This window comes from Streptomyces sp. NPDC096048, from assembly GCF_044763415.1.
In the GTDB taxonomy this organism is placed as follows: Bacteria; Actinomycetota; Actinomycetes; order Streptomycetales; family Streptomycetaceae; genus Streptomyces.
This window is the reverse complement of sequence record NZ_JBIWGG010000001.1, coordinates 904027-923837: the sequence shown is the minus strand read 5'-3', so window position 1 is coordinate 923837 and position 19811 is coordinate 904027. Positions and strand designations below refer to the sequence as shown.

At 72.3% G+C, this 19811-nt stretch carries 19 protein-coding genes; 8 read left to right on the top strand and 11 right to left on the bottom strand.

The genetic code is table 11. From position 1 onward, the window contains the following. Positions 1-101: 101 nt before the first annotated feature. Positions 102-1076, bottom strand: a complete 975-nt coding sequence (locus tag ACIQ6R_RS04435) for a tetratricopeptide repeat protein (protein WP_404170575.1) — start codon at positions 1074-1076, stop codon at positions 102-104. Between the two features lie 240 nt (positions 1077-1316). Between ACIQ6R_RS04435 and ACIQ6R_RS04430 the strand changes: the two genes are divergently transcribed. After that, a complete protein-coding gene (locus ACIQ6R_RS04430) occupies positions 1317-1961 on the top strand; it encodes a TetR/AcrR family transcriptional regulator (RefSeq protein WP_404218602.1) in 645 nt (214 codons plus the stop codon). A gap of 91 nt (positions 1962-2052) precedes the next feature. On the opposite strand, the gene ACIQ6R_RS04425 is transcribed toward ACIQ6R_RS04430, so the two are convergent. The 5 genes from ACIQ6R_RS04425 to ACIQ6R_RS04405 all read right to left on the bottom strand — a co-directional run bounded on the left by ACIQ6R_RS04425 (position 2053) and on the right by ACIQ6R_RS04405 (position 5476). Further along, complete coding sequence (locus ACIQ6R_RS04425; RefSeq protein ID WP_404218600.1) at positions 2053-3753, bottom strand: methylmalonyl-CoA mutase; 1701 nt, start codon at positions 3751-3753, stop codon at positions 2053-2055. A gap of 103 nt (positions 3754-3856) precedes the next feature. Beyond that, positions 3857-4198, bottom strand: a complete 342-nt coding sequence (locus ACIQ6R_RS04420) for a DUF3817 domain-containing protein (RefSeq protein WP_404170567.1) — start codon at positions 4196-4198, stop codon at positions 3857-3859. A gap of 56 nt (positions 4199-4254) precedes the next feature. Then, entirely contained in the window at positions 4255-4764 is a 510-nt protein-coding gene (locus tag ACIQ6R_RS04415) for a MarR family winged helix-turn-helix transcriptional regulator (RefSeq protein WP_121749250.1), read from the bottom strand. A gap of 77 nt (positions 4765-4841) precedes the next feature. Further along, positions 4842-5135, bottom strand: coding sequence for an MTH1187 family thiamine-binding protein (locus tag ACIQ6R_RS04410; protein ID WP_053137231.1), 294 nt, complete (start codon positions 5133-5135; stop codon positions 4842-4844). Further along, positions 5132-5476, bottom strand: coding sequence for a DUF3817 domain-containing protein (locus ACIQ6R_RS04405; RefSeq protein ID WP_404170563.1), 345 nt, complete (start codon positions 5474-5476; stop codon positions 5132-5134). The genes ACIQ6R_RS04410 and ACIQ6R_RS04405 overlap by 4 nt, the downstream gene beginning before the upstream one ends. A gap of 165 nt (positions 5477-5641) precedes the next feature. Between ACIQ6R_RS04405 and ACIQ6R_RS04400 the strand changes: the two genes are divergently transcribed. The 4 genes from ACIQ6R_RS04400 to ACIQ6R_RS04385 all read left to right on the top strand — a co-directional run bounded on the left by ACIQ6R_RS04400 (position 5642) and on the right by ACIQ6R_RS04385 (position 8277). Further along, the gene (locus ACIQ6R_RS04400; protein ID WP_310871187.1) at positions 5642-6274 is read left to right on the top strand and encodes an AIM24 family protein; all 633 of its coding nucleotides are present in this window, start codon (positions 5642-5644) and stop codon (positions 6272-6274) included. A 1-nt stretch (position 6275) separates the two neighbouring features. Further along, the gene (locus tag ACIQ6R_RS04395) at positions 6276-6926 is read left to right on the top strand and encodes an AIM24 family protein (RefSeq protein WP_404218676.1); all 651 of its coding nucleotides are present in this window, start codon (positions 6276-6278) and stop codon (positions 6924-6926) included. Beyond that, complete coding sequence (locus tag ACIQ6R_RS04390; protein WP_404218598.1) at positions 6923-7699, top strand: AIM24 family protein; 777 nt, start codon at positions 6923-6925, stop codon at positions 7697-7699. The genes ACIQ6R_RS04395 and ACIQ6R_RS04390 overlap by 4 nt, the downstream gene beginning before the upstream one ends. A 101-nt stretch (positions 7700-7800) precedes the next feature. After that, complete coding sequence (locus ACIQ6R_RS04385; protein WP_404170556.1) at positions 7801-8277, top strand: MarR family winged helix-turn-helix transcriptional regulator; 477 nt, start codon at positions 7801-7803, stop codon at positions 8275-8277. A gap of 46 nt (positions 8278-8323) precedes the next feature. Here the strand turns inward: ACIQ6R_RS04385 and ACIQ6R_RS04380 are convergent, their stop codons facing one another. Continuing rightward, positions 8324-9754 (bottom strand): sensor histidine kinase, encoded by a 1431-nt coding sequence (locus ACIQ6R_RS04380; RefSeq protein ID WP_404218596.1) that lies wholly within the window; start codon positions 9752-9754, stop codon positions 8324-8326. Beyond that, positions 9751-10470: a response regulator transcription factor gene (locus ACIQ6R_RS04375; protein WP_404218594.1), complete on the bottom strand. Its 720-nt coding sequence runs from the start codon at positions 10468-10470 to the stop codon at positions 9751-9753. Before ACIQ6R_RS04375 ends, ACIQ6R_RS04380 begins: the two co-directional genes overlap by 4 nt. A gap of 133 nt (positions 10471-10603) precedes the next feature. Here ACIQ6R_RS04375 and ACIQ6R_RS04370 point away from each other — a divergent pair, with 133 nt between their 5' ends. After that, the gene (locus tag ACIQ6R_RS04370) at positions 10604-11365 is read left to right on the top strand and encodes a PepSY domain-containing protein (protein ID WP_404218592.1); all 762 of its coding nucleotides are present in this window, start codon (positions 10604-10606) and stop codon (positions 11363-11365) included. Here the strand turns inward: ACIQ6R_RS04370 and ACIQ6R_RS04365 are convergent. The 3 genes from ACIQ6R_RS04365 to ACIQ6R_RS04355 form a co-directional block, all read right to left on the bottom strand. Continuing rightward, entirely contained in the window at positions 11295-12593 is a 1299-nt protein-coding gene (locus ACIQ6R_RS04365) for an MFS transporter (RefSeq protein ID WP_404218590.1), read from the bottom strand. The two genes, ACIQ6R_RS04370 and ACIQ6R_RS04365, sit on opposite strands and share 71 nt — an antisense overlap. A gap of 158 nt (positions 12594-12751) precedes the next feature. Continuing rightward, positions 12752-13708 carry a methylmalonyl Co-A mutase-associated GTPase MeaB gene (gene meaB / locus ACIQ6R_RS04360; protein ID WP_404170541.1) on the bottom strand — a complete coding sequence of 319 codons (957 nt, stop codon included), beginning with the start codon at positions 13706-13708 and terminating at the stop codon, positions 12752-12754. Positions 13709-13763: 55 nt separating this feature from the next. After that, positions 13764-14987, bottom strand: coding sequence for an acetyl-CoA C-acetyltransferase (locus tag ACIQ6R_RS04355; protein ID WP_404170538.1), 1224 nt, complete (start codon positions 14985-14987; stop codon positions 13764-13766). A 149-nt stretch (positions 14988-15136) separates the two neighbouring features. Between ACIQ6R_RS04355 and mce the strand changes: the two genes are divergently transcribed. Both mce and scy read left to right on the top strand, forming a co-directional pair. Further along, on the top strand, positions 15137-15577 hold the full coding sequence (gene mce / locus ACIQ6R_RS04350; protein ID WP_382812958.1) for a methylmalonyl-CoA epimerase: 441 nt from the start codon (positions 15137-15139) through the stop codon (positions 15575-15577). Positions 15578-15811: 234 nt separating this feature from the next. After that, positions 15812-19795 carry a polarized growth protein Scy gene (gene scy / locus ACIQ6R_RS04345; RefSeq protein WP_404170535.1) on the top strand — a complete coding sequence of 1328 codons (3984 nt, stop codon included), beginning with the start codon at positions 15812-15814 and terminating at the stop codon, positions 19793-19795. Positions 19796-19811 lie beyond the last annotated feature (16 nt).

The following is a 19811-nucleotide window of genomic DNA, read 5'->3' as shown; positions in this document are numbered from 1 at the left end:
AAAGCGCGGCCGCACTGGCGTCCCGTCGACAGCTCTTTCACATGGGCACCACCCGGACGAACGGTCGGCGACCGCTCGGCGGAGAGGGCCCGGACCGCCCCCTAGAACAGGGCGCGGGCCAGCGCCCTGCGCGCCACGGCCACCCGCGGATCGTCGGCGCCGACCACCTCGAACAGCTCCAGCAGCCGCAGCCGTACGGCGTCCCGGTCGTCCCCGGCCGTGACGCGCACCGTGTCGATGAGGCGCGCGAAGGCGTCCTCCACGTGACCGCCCACCAGATCCAGGTCGGCGGCGGCGATCTGCGCCTGGGCGTCGCCCGGCTTGTCGGCCGCGTCCTGACGGACCCGCTGCGGGTCGGCGTTCTGCACACGCTGGAGCAACTCGGCCTGGGCCAGGCCCAGTTTGGCCTCCGTGTTGCCCGGGTCCTCACCGAGCACGTTCTTGTACGCCTGGACGGCTCCGGCCAGGTCGCCCGCGTCCAGCGCCTGCACGGCGGCCTCCAGGGCCGCGTCGTGCGGCCCGGCCGGACGCTCGGGGGCGGCGGGCTGCGCGCCCGGCTCCGCCTCGGGGTCGACGGCGATACCGGTCAGACCGAAGCGCTCCTCCGCGACCTGCACCAGCTGGTCCAGGGTCTGGCGGATCTGCGTCTCGCCGGCGGCGCCCTGGAAGAGCGGCAGCGCCTGTCCGGCCACGACCGCGAACACGGCCGGGATGCCCTGGACACCGAACTGCTGCATCAGCATCTGGTTGGCGTCGACGTCGATCTTGGCGAGGAGGAAACGGCCGTTGTACTCGACAGCGAGCCGCTCCAGGACCGGGCTCAACTGCTTGCAGGGCTCACACCACTCGGCCCAGAAGTCGATGACGACCGGGACCTCGGTGGACCGCTGCAGGACATCGCTCTCGAAGCCGGCCTCATCGACGTCGATGACGAGGTCGGCCGGGGAGACGGCCCCCGTCCCACCGTGCCGGGCCGCCTCGGCGCGCGCCTGCTCCGCCTTGGCCTTGGCCTCCTGGGCCTGCTTCACCGCGGCGAGGTCGACGACCCCGCTCATGGACATGTTCCGTGGCTGCATGGGCCTATCCTCCCCCGTACTCCGCGCGCGTGTGAAAAGCGGGTCGAAAGCCCGCCCTGAAGTGTTCCGCCGGCGCCGGGTCCCCACCCGCGCCCATGGTCGTCGCTGGGGCCCGGGCGTGCGGGGCCCGTGCTTTCGCTACGACCCGTAGCGTAATGCCACGACGGGCCGCGGGAACAGCCCTCCCCCGTGATCTCCCTCACGACCACCCACGGGTTACCCGCCGGTTAAGGTCGGGGAATGCAGAGCAGTACCCCCGCCGGCCGTACCGGACGCCCTCGCAGCGCCGCGGCGGACACCGCGATCCTGGCCGCGACGCGGGCGGCCCTGGTCGACCTGGGCTGGTCGAAGCTCACCCTGGGAGACGTCGCGACGCGGGCCGGGGTTGCCAAGACGACGCTCTATCGCCGCTGGGCGGGCAAGAACGAGCTGGTGGTCGACGCGGTCGCCGAACTCTTCGACGAGCTGCGGCTCCCCGACCGCGGCTCCCTGGCCGCCGACATCGAGGGGGTGGTGCTCCAGTTCGCGGCGATCCTGGCCCGCCCGGAGGCCAAGAGCGGCCTGATGGCGGTGGTCGCCGAGTCCACGCGGGACGACGCGCTGCGCGAGCGCATCCGCGGGTCGATCGTGGAACGCCAGAAGCGCCTGGTCCTGGAGGGCAGGGCCCGCGCCCAGGCACGCGGCGAACTGCCCCCCGAGACCGACCCGGCCGAGGCCGCCCGCACCGCGGACCTCATCTTCGACGTGGTGGCGGGCGCGGTGGTCCACCGCACCCTGGTCAGCGCGGAACCGGCGGACGGGGAGTGGGTGCGCGGCTTCACGCAGGTACTGCTGTGGGGACTGACCTCCCGGCCGCCCGAGCCGCCGGAGCCGCCCGGGGGGTGATCCGGGGGCCAGGGGAACCCGGGGGCCAGGGGACCCGGGGAGGGGCCGGGGGGCGAAGCTCCCTGGCGTCGCCCGCACCGGCACCGTGCGCCTAGAACCCCGCCGGTTCCGTGTACACCCCCCACTCGTCCCGCAGCACCCCGCAGATCTCCCCGAGCGTCGCCTCCGCCCGCACCGCGTCCAGCATCGGTTCGATCATGTTGCCCCCGGAGCGGGCCGCGGCCAGCATGCCGTCCAGAGCCGTGCGTACGGCCGCGTCGTCGCGGGCCGCCTTGCGCTCGCCCAGGTCCCGCACCTGCTCGCGCTCCACCTCGTGGCTCACCCGCAGGATCTCCAGGTCACCGGTGACGGAACCCGTGTGGACGTTGACGCCGACGACCCTCTTGTCGTCCTTCTCCAGGGACTGCTGGTAGCGGAAGGCGGACTCGGCGATCTCACCGGTGAACCAGCCGTCCTCGATGCCGCGCAGGATTCCGGAGGTGATCGGCCCGATCGGATGCCGTCCGTCGGGGTGCGCCCTCAGCCCCCGCTCCTTGATCTGCTCGAAGATCTTCTCCGCGTCCGCCTCGATCCGGTCCGTCAGCTGCTCGACGAACCAGGAACCGCCCAGCGGGTCGGCGACGTTGGCGACGCCGGTCTCCTCCATCAGCACCTGCTGGGTGCGCAGGGCGATCTCGGCGGCCTGCTCGCTGGGCAGGGCGAGGGTCTCGTCCAGGGCGTTGGTGTGCAGGGAGTTGGTGCCGCCGAGCACCGCCGCCAGCGCCTCCACCGCCGTACGCACCACGTTGTTGTACGGCTGCTGCGCGGTGAGCGAGACACCCGCGGTCTGCGTGTGGAAGCGCAGCCACTGCGCCTTGTCGGTCTTCGCGCCGTACACGTCCCGCATCCAGCGGGCCCAGATGCGCCGGCCCGCGCGGAACTTGGCGATCTCCTCGAAGAAGTCGAGGTGCGCGTCGAAGAAGAAGGAGAGGCCGGGGGCGAAGACGTCGACGTCCAGCCCGCGGGACAGGCCCAGCTCGACGTACCCGAAGCCGTCCGCCAGCGTGTACGCCAGCTCCTGCGCGGCCGTCGACCCGGCCTCGCGGATGTGGTAGCCGGAGACGGAGAGCGGCTTGTAGGCGGGGATGCCGGCCGCGCAGTACTCCATCAGGTCGCCGATCAGGCGCAGGTGCGGCTCGGGCTGGAAGAGCCACTCCTTCTGGGCGATGTACTCCTTGAAGATGTCGGTCTGGAGCGTGCCGTTGAGCACGGACGCGTCCACGCCCTGCCGTTCGGCGGCGACCAGGTACATGCAGAACACGGGCACGGCGGGCCCGCTGATCGTCATGGAGGTCGTGACGTCCCCGAGCGGGATGCCCTCGAACAGCACCTCCATGTCGGCGGCCGAGTCGATGGCCACGCCGCAGTGCCCGACCTCGCCGAGCGAGCGCGGGTCGTCGGAGTCGCGGCCCATCAGCGTCGGCATGTCGAAGGCGACCGAGAGCCCGCCTCCGCCGTTGCGGAGGATCATCTTGTAGCGCTCGTTGGTCTGCTCGGCGTTCCCGAACCCGGCGAACTGCCGGATGGTCCACGTCCGCCCCCGGTAGCCGGTCGCGTGCAGACCGCGGGTGAAGGGGTACTCCCCCGGCCAGCCGATCCGCTCGAAGCCCTCGTAGGCGTCCCCGGGCCGGGGCCCGTACACCGGCTCCACGGGATCGCCGGAGAGCGTGGTGAAGTCCGCGTCGCGCTTGCGCGCCGCGTCGTACCGGGCCTGCCAGCGAAGGCGGCCCTCCTCTATGGCGTGAGCGTCCATACCCTCGAATTTACTAGGACGTCCAAGTAAATGTCGATGGGGTACCGCCGTACGGGTTCCCGTACGGCGGCGAGAGGGCTTGACAGGGCCCGTCAGCGCTCGGCTAGGCCTTGGCGACCGCGGGCGCCTCGGCCGCGGCGACCTTGGCGTCCAGCTCCTGGCTGACCTTGCGCTCCACGAAGAACGCGGCGGTCGGGATGGTCCCGGCCAGCAGCACCCACAGCTGCTTGCTGACCTTCCACTTCGCCTTGGCGCCCAGGTCGAAGGCGAAGACGAGGTAGACGACGTACAGCCAGCCGTGCGCGATGCTGACGACGCGGGTGAAGTCGGCGGCACCGTCCATGTCCAGCACGTACTTGGCGATCATGCCGAGGCAGAGCAGGATCAGCAGCACACCGGTGACGTATGCCATGACCCGGTAGCGGGTCAGCACGCTCTTTTTCATGCGTACGAGCGTAACCGTCCGATTCGCGCGTTCTTCGGGCGGGCCCGGCGACTCGCTCAGGCCTCTTCGAAGTCCCCCGCGGCGACCCGCAGCGGCCTGAGCATCGCGAAGATCTCGCCGCACTCCTCGGCGTCGTACGCGCCCAGGCCGAAGTCCATCGCCATGAGGTCGCGGGTGGCCGCCTCGACCACCTCACGGCCCTTGTCGGTGATGGTGGCGAGCGTGCCGCGGCCGTCGTTGGGGTTGGGGCGCTTGTCCACCAGGCCCGACCTCACCAGCCGGTCGACGGTGTTCGTCACGGAGGTGGGGTGCACCATGAGGCGCTCGCCGATCTTGGACATCGGCAGCTCGCCCGACTTGGAGAAGGTGAGCAGCACCAGCGCCTCGTAGCGCGCGAAGGTCAGCCCGTACGGCTTGACCACCGCGTCGACCTCGGCCAGCAGGATCTGGTGCGCCCGCATGATCGAGGTGATCGCGGACATCGAGGGCACGCCGCCCCAGCGCTGCTTCCAGAGTTCGTCGGCACGGGCGATGGGATCGAAGGAGAGACTGAGGGGCTTCGGCACGGCAACAGACCATACCGGCCGGTCACATGCCGGTCAGCCCCGTCTCGCCTTTCGGAACCACCGCCGGCCGCGCACGGCTAACCGGCGAGATGCCGCTCCACCGTGTCGACCTTCGACGTGAGGCCGTCCGTCACGCCGGGGCGGATGTCCGCCTTGAGGACCAGGGAGACGCGCGGCGCCCGCGCCTCGACGGCGGCGACGGCCCGCCGGACGACGTCCATGACCTCGTCCCACTCGCCCTCGACGGACGTGAACATCGCGTCGGTGCGGTTCGGCAGGCCCGACTCGCGGACCACCCGGACGGCGTCGGCGACGTACTCCCCCACGTCCTCGCCGACGCCGAGCGGCGTCACGGAGAAGGCGACGATCACGCGCCCACGATCCCTTCCTGGCGGGCGCGGGAGGCGATGACCGCGCTCTCGGCCTCACGCTTGAGCCTGCGCTCGGCGAAGAAGCCGCCGGTCGGCAGGACCGACATGACGAAGTAGAAGGCGGCGGTGCCGAAGGACCACTTGGCGCGGTTCCAGGCGTCCGCCCAGAAGATCACGTACAGGACGAAGAGAACGCCGTGGACCATGCCCATCACGGGCACCGCGTTGAACTCCGTGGTCCGCTTCAGCACGGAGCAGACCAGCAGCAGGAGGAACGAGATCGCCTCGGGGCCGGAGACCAGGCGGAGGCGGCGGAGGGCGGAGGCGGTCTTGAGGTCCACGGGTCACCTTCGGTGGGAGAGTCGCCGTGCATCACGACGAGCTGGGGGTTTGTGAACGTGCGCACAAGCGCGCGTCCATTGTGGCAAACCCCCGACGCGCCCGGGCGAGGGGGGCGGGAACCTGTCGGTCGGCCCGCCCGGCGGGCTACCTTCGCATTTGTGGCGATGTTCCGACTTCAAGACAGCAAGGTACTCGCCGTCGACATGACCGGGGACGCCGTGAAGGCGAAGAACGGCTCGATGGTCGCGTACGACGGAGAGATGGCCTTCAAGAAGCTGAGCGGCGGTGGTGAGGGGATCCGCGGCATGGTGACCCGGCGGATCACCGGCGAGCAGATGACGGTGATGGAGGTGAAGGGGCACGGGACCTGCTGGTTCGCGGACCGGGCTTCGGAGATCAACCTCGTGGGTCTCCAGGGCGACACGCTGTACGTCGAGTCCAGCAACTTCCTCGCGGCCGACGCCGGGCTGCGGACGGGCACCAGCTTCACGGGAACGCGCGGGGCCTCCCAGGGCAACGGGCTGTTCACCACGACCGTGGAGGGCCACGGGCAGGTGGCGATCATGTCGGACGGGCCGGCGGTGGTGCTGCGGGTCAGCGCCCAGTACCCGCTGACGGTCGACCCGGGGGCGTACGTCGCACACCAGGGGAACCTGCGGCAGTCCTTCCAGTCGGGTGTGACCTTCCGCACGCTGTTCGGGGAGGGCGGCGGCGAGGCCTTCCAGATCCGCTTCGAGGGCGACGGCCTGGTGTACGTGCAGCCGAGCGAGCGGAACACGATCGCGGGGGATGTGTGAGATGGCCTTCCAGGAGATCAACTCCAAGATGGTGCAGGCGACCGTCGCACCCGGGCAGCGGCTGTTCAGTCAGCGCGGCGCGATGCTCGCCTACCAGGGCGAGGTGTCCTTCACCCCCAACGTGCGGGGCGGCCAGGGCGGCGTCATGTCGATGATCGGCCGCCGGGTGGCGAACGAGGACACGCCGCTGATGACCGTCGAGGGCAGCGGCACGGTGCTCTTCGGGCACGGCGGCCACCACGTGCAGGTGATCGCCCTCGCCGGCGACACCCTGTACGTCGAGGCGGACCGCCTCCTCGCCTTCGAGGGCACCCTGGAGCAGGGCACGGTGTTCCTGGGCTCGCAGGGCGGCGTCATGGGCATGGTGCGCGGGCAGGTCAGCGGCCAGGGGCTGTTCACGACGACGCTGAAGGGCCACGGCTCGGTGGCCGTGATGGCCCACGGGGGCGTCTTCGAGATCCCCGTCACCCCGCAGCGCCCGGTACGCGTCGACCCGCAGGCCTACGTCGCCCACCACGGTGACGTACGCAACAAGCTGTCCACGGCGATGGGCTGGCGGGACATGGTGGGGCGCGGCTCCGGCGAGGCGTTCCAGCTGGAGCTCAGCGGCAGCGGCACGGTGTTCGTCCAGGCGTCGGAGGAGAAGCTGTGAGCACGGTCCACCACGACCCGGCGACGCTGCCGGCCGACGACAACGTCAACGCGTACACCTTCTGCGTGGAACTCAAGGGGAGCCAGTGGTTCCTGCAGAAGGGGAAGATGATCGCCTACTACGGGGCGATCGAGTTCAACGGAGTCGGGCACGGCCGGCTGGACCGTCTGATGCGCACGTCCTTCCATTCGCCTCTGCACGCGAGCGACTGGGTCGTGGCCGAGGGCTCGGGCAAGATGCTCCTCGCCGACCGGGCCTTCGATGTGAATTCGTATGACCTCGAAGACGGCAACCTGACCATTCGCTCGGGCAACTTGCTTGCTTTTCAGCCAAGTCTCGCCCTCAAGCAGTCGATCGTGCCGGGTTTTCTGACACTGCTCGGAACCGGGAAGTTCGTGGCCGCGTCAAACGGTCCGGTGGTGTTCATGGAACCCCCGATCCGGGTCGACCCCCAGGCCCTGGTCGGCTGGGCCGACTGCCCGTCACCGTGCCATCACTACGACCATGGGTACATGACCGGCCTGATGGGCGGTCTACGTGCGATGACGGGTCTCGGCGGGGCCTCCGGGGAGGAGCACCAGTTCGAGTTCGCAGGGGCGGGGACGGTGCTGTTGCAGTCGAGCGAGGCGCTGATGGCGGAGCAGGCCGCGGGGACCCCTCCGCAGCAGGCGGGGGTGCCCGGAGGCGGTGCTTCCGGGGCTCCGGGAGGCCGGTCCGGGGTACCGGGGCTTCCCGGACAGCTGGGGGACCTCCAGCGCCGCTTCGGGCTGTGAGCGGTAATCTGCGGAGTGTGACATCGAACGCGTGCGCACCGTCACCGTCACGGAAAACCCCTCACTAGTTCACCTTTCAACCTTTTAGGTAGACTTCATTCATGGAGACCGAGACGGCCACCCGCTGGCTGACCGATACGGAGCAGTGTGCTTGGCGCACCCACCTGGAGGTCAACAGGCTGTTGACGCACCAGCTCGAGAAGGACCTGCAGCCGTTCGGCCTGACAATGAACGACTACGAAATCCTGGTGAACCTCTCCGAGTCGGAGGGCGACAGAATGCGCATGAGCGACCTGGCCGCCGCCACGATGCAGTCCAAGAGCCGCCTCTCCCACCAGATCACCCGCATGGAGAACGCGGACCTGGTCCGGCGGGAGAACTGCGAGTCCGACCGCCGGGGCCTCTACGCCGTCCTCACCGAGCACGGCCTGGAGACGATGCGGAAGGTCGCGCCGCACCACGTGGCATCCGTCCGCAGGCACTTCATCGACCTGCTGGCCCCCGAGGCCCTGACGGAGCTCGACAAGGCGCTCAAGCCGATCGCGGAGCACCTGCGCGGGCAGCGGGGACGTCCCTGACCACGTCCTCGATCACGCCGATCACGCCCTTCCGGGCAGTGAAGGTCTAGGCACCCGGCAGGCGGAGCTCGAACAGGGCGCCGCCTGCCGGTGCTTCGTGGACGGTGAGCGTGCCGCCGTGCCGTACGGCGACGTCGCGGGCGATGGCCAGCCCCAGCCCCGCCCCGCCGTCGTCGCGGCTGCGGGCGGCGTCGAGCCGTACGAACCTCTCGAAGATCCGCTCCCGGTCGGCCGCCGGCACGCCCTCCCCGTCGTCGGCCACCGCGACCACGGCCGCGTCGCCGTCCCGCCGGACAGACACCTCCACCGCCGAGCGGGCGTGCCGCTGCGCGTTGTCGAGCAGATTGGCCAGCACCCGCCCCAGCTGCCCCCGCGACCCGGCCACCGTCAGCTCGCCCGCGACATCGCCCTCGGCCCGCACGCTCACCCCGCTCCGGCCCCCGGCCTCCTCCCGCGCGAGCGCCGCGAGGTCGACGCGCGCGTCGGCGGGCCGCTCCCCCGCGTCCAGCCTGGCCAGCAGCAACAGGTCGGCGGCGAGCCGCTGCAGCCGTACGGTGTCCTCCACGGCGCCGTCGAGGTCGAGCAGCTCCGGGTGGGCGGCGGCCACCTCCAGCTGGGTGCGCAGCGAGGCGATCGGGCTGCGCAGCTCGTGCGAGGCGTCGGCGACGAACCGCCGCTGCCGCTCCACCGAGGTCTCCAGGGCGGCCAGCGTCTGATTGGTGGTCGAGGCGAGCCGGGCGACCTCGTCGTGCGTGTCCGGCACCGGGACGCGGCGGGCCAGGTCCTCGCTGGCGGTGATCGCGGCCATCTCCCGGCGGATGCCCGCCACAGGGCGCAGCGCGCGGCCGGTGACCAGCCAGGTCACCCAGCCGACGACCGCGAGCAGCAGCGGGAAGCCGATCAGCATGACGGTCAGCGCGGTGTTCACGGCGCCGTGTTCGGCGGACAGCGGGGCGCCGGCGTAGACGGTGAGGTCGTCACCGGCCCGGTCCTGCACGGGTACGGCGGCGAAGCGGTAGTCCTCCGTGTCGCCGTCGATCGTCGCCGAACCGTCGCTCACGGTGGTCCGCTCGCCGATCTCGCCCGGCTCCAGCGACTCGCCGGAGTCGTCGTCGTCCGGGTCGGCGTCGTCGTCATCGCCGTCACCGGTGGGGGCGGGCTGCGGCTTCACCGCGTCGACGCCCGTGCCGCTGATCCGCTCCAGGTTCTCGCTGGCGGCGACCAGCCCGCCGTCCTCGTCGACGACCTGCACCGGGCGGTCGTCCACGTCCAGCGACAGCTCCGCGTAGGGCGTCCCGACGGCCAGTTCGGTGGCGACCTCCCGCGCGGAGCGCTCCGCCTGGGTGCCGGCCTCGCCGAGCAGGTTGGAGCGCAGGGACAGGAGGACGGCGGTGCCGGCCGCGACGAGGGCGACGGCGACCACCAGGGTGGCGCCGAGCGTGGCCCGGGCCCGGACCGATCCGAGGAGCCGGCTCATCGCTCGCCCTCCAGCCGGTATCCGGCGCCGCGCACGGTGCGGATGAGACCGGCGCGCAGCTTGCGCCGCAGAGCGCTGACGTACACCTCGACGATGTTGGGGTCACCCTCGTAGGCGAAGTCCCAGACGTGCTCCAGGATCTCCGCCTTGGACACGACCTGTCCGGCCCGCACCACGAGCTGCTCCAGGACGGCGAACTCCTTCGCGGTGAGGGTGACCTCGCCTTCGCCCAGGAAGACCCGGCGGGCGGCGGTGTCGACCTTGAGGTCGCCGTGGACGTGTACGGGTGACGCCCCGGCCCCCTGTGCACGGCGCCGCAGCAGGGCCTTCACGCGGGCGACCAGGACGACGTAGGAGAAGGGCTTGGTGAGGTAGTCGTCCGCGCCCGTGTCCAGGCCCTCCGCCTCGTCGTACTCGCCGTCCTTGGCGGTGAGCATCAGGATCGGCACGTCGTGCCCGGCGGCGCGCAGGGCGGCGCAGACCCGGTAGCCGTTGAGGCCGGGCAGCATGATGTCGAGGATCACGAGGTCGTACGCGCCCTCGCCGGCCCGGTGCAGGCCCTCCAGGCCGTCGTGGACGACGTCCACGGCGTAGCCCTCGGCGGTGAGGCCCTTGGCGAGCGACACGGCGAGGCGCTTCTCGTCCTCCACGATCAGGAGTCGGGAGGGGCGCGAAGCGCCTCGGGCAGGGTGGTGGTGGGCGACGGGCGGGCGCATGGGTACAGAGTCCCAAAGCGAAGCTGAAGATCCCTTCAGGCGGCTTCAGGTTGGCCTCAGCGTCGGTCCGAGACAGTGAAGGCGTCGAAAGCACATCGACTCGAACGACCTTGTACGACTCGGGAGGAACCGCATGAAGCGCAACATCGTGATCGCCGTCGTCACCGCCGCCGCACTGATCGGAGGCGGCACGGCGACGGCTCTGGCGACCACGGGCGACGACGACCCGGGTACGACGCGTCAGGCGGACGTCCGCACCTCGGACGACGACGCGGACGACGACGCGGGCGGCGACGCCGGCGCCCGGGCGGACGACGACACCGGTGGCCGGGACGACGACGCGGACGACTCCCGCGACCGTGACGACGACGGTGAGCGCGCCGGTGAGCGCGCCGCCTCCGCGAAGGTGACGGCGGCCGACGCCATCGCCTCCGCCCTGAAGAAGGCGCCGGGCACCGCCGTCTCCGCCGAACTGGACGACGAGGACGGCGACGACGACGGTGAGCGCGCGGCCTGGGAGGTCGACGTCCTCGCCGGTGACGGCACCTGGCACAGCGTGCGGATCGACCCGGCCGACGGCAAGGTCCTCGGTTCGGAGACGGACGACGAGGACGACACCGACGAGGTGCGGGCCGCCCTGAAGGGCTCGTCCGTGGACGCCGCCGAGGCCGCGAAAGCGGCGGCCGGCCACGGCACCGTGACCTCCGTGGAGCTGGACGAGGATGGCCACTACGGCGACGGCAAGGCGGCCTGGGAGGTCGAGACGCGGTCCTCTTCCGGGAAGGGTGAGCAGGACTGGCGGGTGGACCCGAAGACCGGGAAGGTCACGGCCGACCGCTCGGACGACGCGCACTCGGGCTCCCACTCGGACGACTCCGGCTCGGACGACGACTGAGCAGTCCCGGCCGCACGACGGACCGAGCGCGGCGGCGCCCCGGCACCAGGGCCGCCGCCACGGCGACCGTGCCGGACACCGCGAAGCACACCGGCAGCGGCAACCGTTCCACCAGCAGGCCCACCGCGGCGGCACCCGCGGCACCGCCGGCGTTCACCGCCGTGTTGCACCAGGCTCCCGCCCGGATCCGGAAGCCGGGCTCCGCGCTCTCGTCGGCGATCACGTAGGCCGTCGTCAGCGCCGGCGCCACGAACAGGCCCGCGCAGGCGACGGCCACGACGAGCGTGCCGACGCCGGACGCGAGGCCCGCGGCGACCAGGCAGACACCGAGGCCGACCGCGAGGAACGGGAGCCGGGCACGGGCGGACGAGCTCCAGGTGACGGCGCCGTTCAGCAGCCCGCCGACCGCACTGCCCGCCGACAGCGCCGCGAGCACCCAGGCGACGGTGGAGCCGCCGAGGCCGCGCTGCCCCGCGAAGGCGACGACGAGGAGGTCGACGGCGCTCACCGAGATGCCGACGCCCGCGGCGACGGCGACGGGTTGGAGCAGGGCACGCCCCTGCCCCGCTCCCCCTCGGCCGGACGGCGCGGAGTCGTCCTTCGCACGCTCCGCCGGACGCAGCACGCCCGCCGCCGGTGACGTGACGAAGGCCAGGGTGCCCACCGCCACCAGCAGCGCGCTGAGCACGACGCCGGCGGTCGGCGGGGCGACCCCGATCACCACGCCGACCAGGAGCGGTCCGGAGACGAAGAGCAGCTCCTCGGCGACGCCGTCCAGGCTGTAGGCGCGCCGCAGCATGGCCCGGTCGGGCAGCAGCCCGGCCCACACGGCGCGCATCGTGGGACCGAGCGGGGGCGTGCAGGCGCCCGCGCACGCGGCGGTCACCGCGAGGACGGCCGCGGGCGTGCCCGGCTGCCGGCAGACCGCCGCCAGCGCGCAGAGCAGGACGGCGTAGAGCAGGGCCATGGGGAGCAGGGCCCGGCGCGGGCCGTGCCGGTCGACGAGGGCCGCGCGGTAGGGGGAAAGGAAGACGCCCGTGGCGCCGAAGATCGCCAGTACGGTGCCGGCCACGGCGTACGACCCGGTGGACCGGGTCAGGGAGAGCATCAGGGCGAGGGAGACCGTGCCGTACGACAGCCGGCCGACGAGGGCGGCCGCGAAGGTACGGCGGGCATGGGGGACCCGGAGGACGGCGGCATAGGAGGGCCGCGGAGCATGCGTGGACACGGAGGGTTCCTCAGATGAAGGCAACGAGGGGACGCCGAGGCACGCGACGGCCGAGTGCGGCGGTCGCGTGCGGGGCGGGCCCTAGGCCAAGAGGAGGAACACGCGGGTCAACGTACCGGCGCGGCGCTGCGGCCGCACCGGGTTTCTCTGTTTCGGCGTCAGCCGCTCGTCAGCCCGGCCACCAGTTCGTCGGCCGCGCGGTACGGGTCCAGCTCGCCGGCCACGATGCGTTCGGCCAGCGCGCCCAGGCGGCGGTCGCCGTGCAGGTCGCCGATGCGTTCGCGCAGGGTGGTGACGGCGATCGTCTCGACCTCGCGGGCGGCGCGGGTGCGGCGGCGTTCGGCCAGGACGTCCCGTTCCTCCATCCACGCGCGGTGTTTCTCCAGGGCCTCCACGACCTCGTCGACGCCCTCGCCGCGTGCGGCGACCGTCTTGACGATGGGCGGACGCCAGTCGCCGGGGCCGCGGGACTCGCCGAGGCCCAGCATGTGGTTCAGCTCGCGGGCGGTCGCGTCCGCGCCGTCGCGGTCGGCCTTGTTGACGACGTAGACGTCGCCGATCTCCAGGATTCCGGCCTTGGCCGCCTGGATGCCGTCGCCCATGCCCGGGGCGAGGAGGACGACGGAGGTGTCGGCCTGGGAGGCGATCTCGACCTCCGACTGGCCCACGCCCACCGTCTCGACCAGAATCACGTCGCAGCCCGCCGCGTCGAGGACGCGGATCGCCTGCGGGGCCGCCCAGGCGAGGCCGCCGAGGTGGCCGCGGGTCGCCATCGAGCGGATGTAGACGCCCGGGTCGGACGCGTGCTCCGACATCCGGACCCGGTCGCCGAGCAGGGCGCCGCCGGAGAAGGGGGAGGACGGGTCGACGGCGAGCACGCCGACCCGCCTGCCCTGCTTGCGGTACGCCGTCACGAGCGCCGACGTCGACGTGGACTTGCCGACGCCGGGCGAGCCGGTGAGGCCGACCACGTACGCGTTCCCCGTGAGCGGCGCCAGGGCCGCCATGACCTCCCTGAGCTGCGGGGACGCCCCCTCCACCAGCGAGATCAGCCTGGCCACGGCCCGCGGTCGGCCTTCCCTGGCCTGGGCCACCAGTGTGGAGACGTCCTGCATCACAGCTCCGTTCAGTGAGAAGTCGTCACCCGAGTCGTTACCCGGTGACCCGAAGTCAGGCCTTGGGCACCCGCACGATCAGCGCGTCCCCCTGGCCGCCGCCGCCGCACAGCGCCGCCGCGCCGACCCCGCCGCCGCGCCGCTTCAGTTCCAGCGCCAGGTGCAGCACGAGCCGGGCGCCGGACATGCCGATGGGGTGGCCCAGGGCAATGGCACCGCCGTTGACGTTCACCTTTTCGGTGGAGACGCCGAGGTCCTTCATTGACTGCACGGCGACGGCCGCGAAAGCCTCGTTGATCTCGATGAGGTCGAGGTCCGCGACCTCCAGACCCTCCTTCTTCAGGGCATGCCGGATGGCGTTGGACGGCTGCGACTGCAAAGAGTTGTCCGGGCCCGCGACGTTGCCGTGGGCGCCGATCTCCGCGATCCACTCCAGGCCGAGTTCCCGGGCCTTCGCCTTGCTCATGACGACCACGGCCGCGGCGCCGTCGGAGATCTGCGAGGCGGAGCCCGCGGTGATCGTGCCGTCCTTGCTGAACGCCGGGCGCAGCTTGCCGAGCGACTCGGCGGTGGTGTCGCCGCGGATGCCCTCGTCCTTGCTGAACAGCACCGGGTCGCCCTTGCGCTGCGGGATCTCGACCGGGGTGATCTCGGCCTCGTAGACGCCGTTCTTCTGGGCGGCGGCGGCGCGCTGGTGGGACAGGGCGGCGATCTCGTCCTGGACGGCGCGCTCGATGCCGAGGCGGGTGTTGTGCTTCTCGGTGGACTCGCCCATGGCGACGCCCTCGAAGGAGTCGGTCAGACCGTCGTACGCCATGGCGTCGATCATCTGGACCGCGCCGTACTTGTAGCCCTCGCGGGACTTCGGCAGCAGGTGCGGGGCGTTGGTCATGGACTCCTGGCCGCCTGCCACGACCACGTCGAATTCACCGGCGCGAATGAGCTGGTCGGCGAGCGCGATGGCGTCGAGACCGGAGAGGCAGACCTTGTTGATCGTGAGCGCCGGGACGTTCATGGGGATGCCGGCCTTGACGGCGGCCTGGCGGGCCGGGATCTGCCCGGCGCCGGCCTGGAGCACCTGGCCCATGATCACGTACTGGACCTGGTCGCCGCCGATCCCCGCGCGGTCGAGGGCGGCCTTGATCGCGAAGCCGCCGAGGTCGGCGCCGGAGAAGGACTTCAGCGAGCCGAGGAGCCGCCCCATCGGGGTGCGGGCACCCGCGACGATGACGGAGGTCGTGCCGTTCGTTCCTGCGGTTTCAGAGATTCCGGAAGACATGAGCTGCGATCCCCTTTTCCGGCCCGCACAGGCCGAGGAGTGAACGAGGGTTTACTCGAATGTACTGAGCGGTATCCCGCCCGTCACCCGGCGGTCGGTGTGATCGCGCGCACGTTGCGTAACCACCTCCGGAGCGCTGCACTGAATCCATGCTGACGCGAATCGACCACATCGGAATCGCCTGCCACGACCTCGACACGACCGTCGAGTTCTACCGTGCCACCTACGGCTTCGAGGTGTTCCACACCGAGGTCAACGAGGAGCAGGGCGTGCGTGAGGCCATGCTCAAGATCAACGATACGTCGGACGGCGGGGCCTCGTACCTCCAGCTCCTCGAGCCGACCCGGGAGGACTCCGCGGTCGGGAAGTGGCTCGCCAAGAACGGCGAGGGCGTCCACCACATCGCGTTCGGTACGGCGGACGTGGACGCGGACGCCGCGGACATCCGGGAGAAGGGCGTACGCGTTCTGTACGACGAGCCCCGGCGCGGTTCCATGGGGTCGCGGATCACCTTCCTGCACCCCAAGGACTGCCATGGCGTACTGACAGAACTGGTCACTTCGGCGGCCGTTGAGTCACCTGAGCACTGACTCTCGTACATATGGGCCGGTAGGGTTGGGTGCGGTCGCCGCTCAGTCCAGGGTGACCCGGTCCTGCCGTCAGTGGTGGGCGGGACCGCCGGGGTCGTGTTTCGGGGGGCGAACGCCGGGGCAGAAGCGCATGCTCCGCCGTTGATCTGACACCATTCCCCGGGGGCCCCGTTCGGCGGACGGACGGAGCTCGTTCGGGAAGATTCGCGACCAGGGGACGGATGGGACCGCGCAGTGCGGGGCTACGAGAGCCAGGAGCGAGAGCCGGCGGCTGACGTCGACCACCTCTCTCGGTTCGAGGCCGAGATGAAGCGGCTGAAGACCGAGCGGGAAAAGGCGATCCAGCACGCCGAGGACCTCGGCTACCAGGTCGAGGTGCTGCGCGCCAAGTTGCACGAGGCGCGGCGCACCATCATGTCCCGGCCCGCCTTCGACGGCGGCGACATCGGGTACCAGGCCGAGCAGTTGCTGCGCAACGCGCAGACGCAGGCCGACCAGCTGCGCTCGGACGCCGAGCGGGAGCTGAGCCAGGCCCGCGCGCAGACGCAGCGCATCCTCCAGGAGCACGCCGAGCAGGCCGCCCGGCTCCAGGCCGAGCTGCATCAGGAGGCGGTGACCCGCCGCCAGCAGCTGGACCAGGAGCTGGCCGAGCGCCGGCAGACCGTCGAGTCGCACGTCAACGAGAACGTGGCCTGGGCGGAGCAGCTGCGTGCCCGCACCGAGCAGCAGGCCCGCCGGCTGCTCGACGAGTCCCGTGCCGAGGCCGAGCAGGCCATGGCCGCGGCCCGCGCGGAGGCGGAGCGGCTCACCTCCGAGGCCCGCCGGCGGCTGCAGGACGACGCCGAGAGCGCCCGCGCCGAGGCCGAGCAGATCCTGCGCCGCGCCCGCGCCGACGCCGAGCGGCTGCTGACCGCCGCCTCCACGCAGGCGCAGGAGGCCACCGACCACGCCGAGCAGTTGCGCACCTCCACCGCCACCGAGTCGGAGTCCACCCGCCGCCAGGTCCAGGAGCTGAGCCGGGCCGCCGAGCAGCGGATGTCCGAGGCCGAGGAGGCGCTGCGCAAGGCGCAGGCCGAGGCCGAGAAGGTGGTCGCCGAGGCCAAGGAGTCCGCGGCCAAGGCCCTCGCGAGCGCGGAGCAGACCAACGAGCAGCGCACCCGCACCGCCAAGGAGCAGGTCGCCCGGCTGGTCGGCGAGGCCACCAAGGACGCCGAGTCCACCAGGACCGAGGCCGAGCAGCTCGTCGCGGACGCCCGCGCCGAGGCCGAGAAGATCGTCGCCGAGGCCGCCGAGAAGGCCCGTACGCTCACCGCCGAGGAGTCGGCCACCCAGCTCTCCAAGGCGGCCAAGACCGCCGAGGACGTGCTGAACAAGGCGTCCGAGGACGCCAAGCGGACCACGAAGGCCGCCACCGAGGAGGCCGAGCGGATCCGCACCGAGGCCGAGGCCGAGGCGGACCGGCTGCGCGCCGAGGCGCACGACATCGCCGAGCAGCTCAAGGGCGCGGCGAAGGACGACACCAAGGAGTACCGCGCCAAGACGGTCGAGCTCCAGGAGGAGGCGCGCCGGCTGCGCGGCGAGGCCGAGCAGCTGCGCGCCGACGCCGTCGCCGAGGGCGAGAAGATCCGCGCGGAGGCCCGCAAGGAGGCCGTGGCGCAGATCGAGGAGGCGGCGAAGACCGCCGAGGAGCTGCTCGCCAAGGCCAAGGCCGACGCCGACGAGCTGCGGCAGACCGCGACGGCGGACAGCGAGAAGGTCCGCACCGAGGCCATCGAGCGGGCGACGACCCTGCGCCGGCAGGCCGAGGAGACGCTGGAGCGCACCCGCGCCGAGGCCGAGCGGCACCGCGCGGAGGCCGCCGAGCGCGCCGAGGAGCTCCAGGCGGAGGCCGAGCGGGCCGCCCGCGAGCTGCGCGAGGAGACCGAGCGCGCCGTCGAGGCCCGGCAGGCGGAGGCCGCCGAGGAGCTGACGCGGCTGCACACCGAGGCGGAGGAGCGCCGCACCGCCGCCGAGGAGGCGCTGGCCGGGGCCCGCGAGGAGGGCGAGCGCATCCGCCGCGAGGCGGCCGAGGAGAGCGAGCGGCTGCGCACGGAGGCGGCGGAGCGGATCCGTACGCTCCAGCAGCAGGCCGAGACGGAGGCCGAGCGGCTGCGCACGGAGGCCGCCGCGGACGCCTCCGCCTCCCGCGCGGAGGCCGAGAACGTCGCCGTACGCCTGCGGTCGGAGGCCGCCGGCGAGGCGGAGCGCCTGAAGTCGGAGGCCCAGGAGAGCGCCGACCGGGTGCGGGCGGAGGCGCAGACCGCCGCCGAGCGCATCGCCGCCGAGGCGTCCGAGGCGCTGGCCGCCGCGCAGGAGGAGGCCGCCCGGCGCCGCCGCGAGGCCGAGGAACTGCTCGGCGACGCCCGGCAGGAGGCGGACCAGGAGCGCGAGCGGGCCCGCGAGCAGAGCGAGGAGCTGCTGGCCTCCGCGCGCAACCGCGTGGAGGAGGCCCAGGCCGAGGCGACCCGGCTGGTCGAGGAGGCCGACCGGCGCGCGACCGAGATGGTGTCGGCCGCCGAGCAGCACGCGACGCAGGTACGGGACTCGGTCGCCGGGCTGCACGAGCAGGCCCAGGAGGAGATCACCGGACTGCGCAGCGCCGCCGAGCACGCGGCGGAGCGCACCCGGCGCGAGGCCGAGGAGGAGGCGGACCGGGTCCGCGCCGACGCCTACGCGGAGCGGGAGCGGGCGAGCGAGGACTCCGGGCGGCTGCGGCGCGAGGCGCAGGAGGAGACGGAGGCCGCCAAGGCGCTGGCCGAGCGGACGGTGTCCGAGGCCATCACGGAGGCCGAGCGGATCCGTACGGACGTCTCCGAGCACGCCCAGCGGGTGCGCACGGAGGCCTCCGACACCATCGCCGAGGCCGAGCAGTCCGCGTCGCGTACCCGGGCGGACGCCCGCGAGGACGCCAACCGCATCCGGTCCGACGCGGCGACGCAGGCGGACACCCTGATCACCGAGGCGCGCTCCGAGGCGGAGCGGCTCACCACGGAGACCGCGGCCGAGACCGACCGGATCCGGACGGAGACGGTCGCGGAGGCGGAGCGCGTCCGCACCGAGGCGGCGAACGAGGCGGAGCGCGTTCAGGCGGCGGCGGCCGAGGAGGCCGAGCGGCTGCGGACCGAGACGGTCGCCGAGGCCGACCGGGTCAGGTCCGAGGCGAGCGCCCGGGCCGAGCAGCTGGTCTCGGACGCCACCGGCGAGGCGGAGCGGCTGCGGGCCGAGGCCGCCGAGACGGTCGGCTCCGCGCAGCAGCACGCCGAGCGCGTCCGCACCGAGGCGGAGCGCGTCCGGGCCGAGGCGGCGGCGGAGGCCGAGCGGGTCACCACGGCCGCCCGCGAGGAGGCCGAGCGCACCCTCGACGAGGCCCGCAAGGACGCCAACAAGCGGCGCTCGGAGGCGGCCGAGCAGGTCGACACGCTCATCACGGAGACCACGGCCGAGGCCGACAAGCTGCTCACCGAGGCCCAGCAGCAGGCCCAGAAGACCACCGCGGACGCCGAGTCGCAGGCCGACACGATGGTCGGCGCGGCCCGCACGGAGGCCGAGCGGATCGTCGCGCAGGCGACGGTCGAGGGCAACACCCGGGTGGAGAAGGCCCGTACGGACGCGGACGAGCTGCTGGTCGGCGCCCGCCGGGACGCGACCGCCATAAGGGAGCGCGCGGAGGAGCTGCGCGAGCGGCTCACCTCCGAGATCGAGGAACTGCACGAGCGGGCCCGCCGCGAGGCCGCCGAGACGATGAAGTCGGCCGGCGACCGCTGCGACGCGCTCATCAAGGCCGCCGAGGAACAGCTCGCCAAGGCGGAGGCGAAGGCCAAGGAGCTGGTGTCGGAGGCCAACTCCGAGGCCGGCAAGGTGCGCATCGCCGCCGTCAAGAAGGCGGAGGGGCTGCTCAAGGAGGCCGAGCAGAAGAAGGTTTCGTTGGTCCGGGAGGCCGAGGAGATCAAGGCCGAGGCGGTCCGGGAGGCCCGGCGCACGGTCGACGAGGGCAAGCGCGAGCTGGAGACCCTGGTGCGTCGCCGCGAGGACATCAACGCGGAGATCTCCCGGGTGCAGGACGTGCTGGAAGCGCTGGAGTCCTTCGAGGCACCGACGGGCGGCGGCAAGGACAACGGGGTCAAGGCCGGTGCCACGGTGGGCGCCCCACGTTCGGGTGGCAAGTCGTCAGACGGCTAGCGCCCGGGGCGGATTC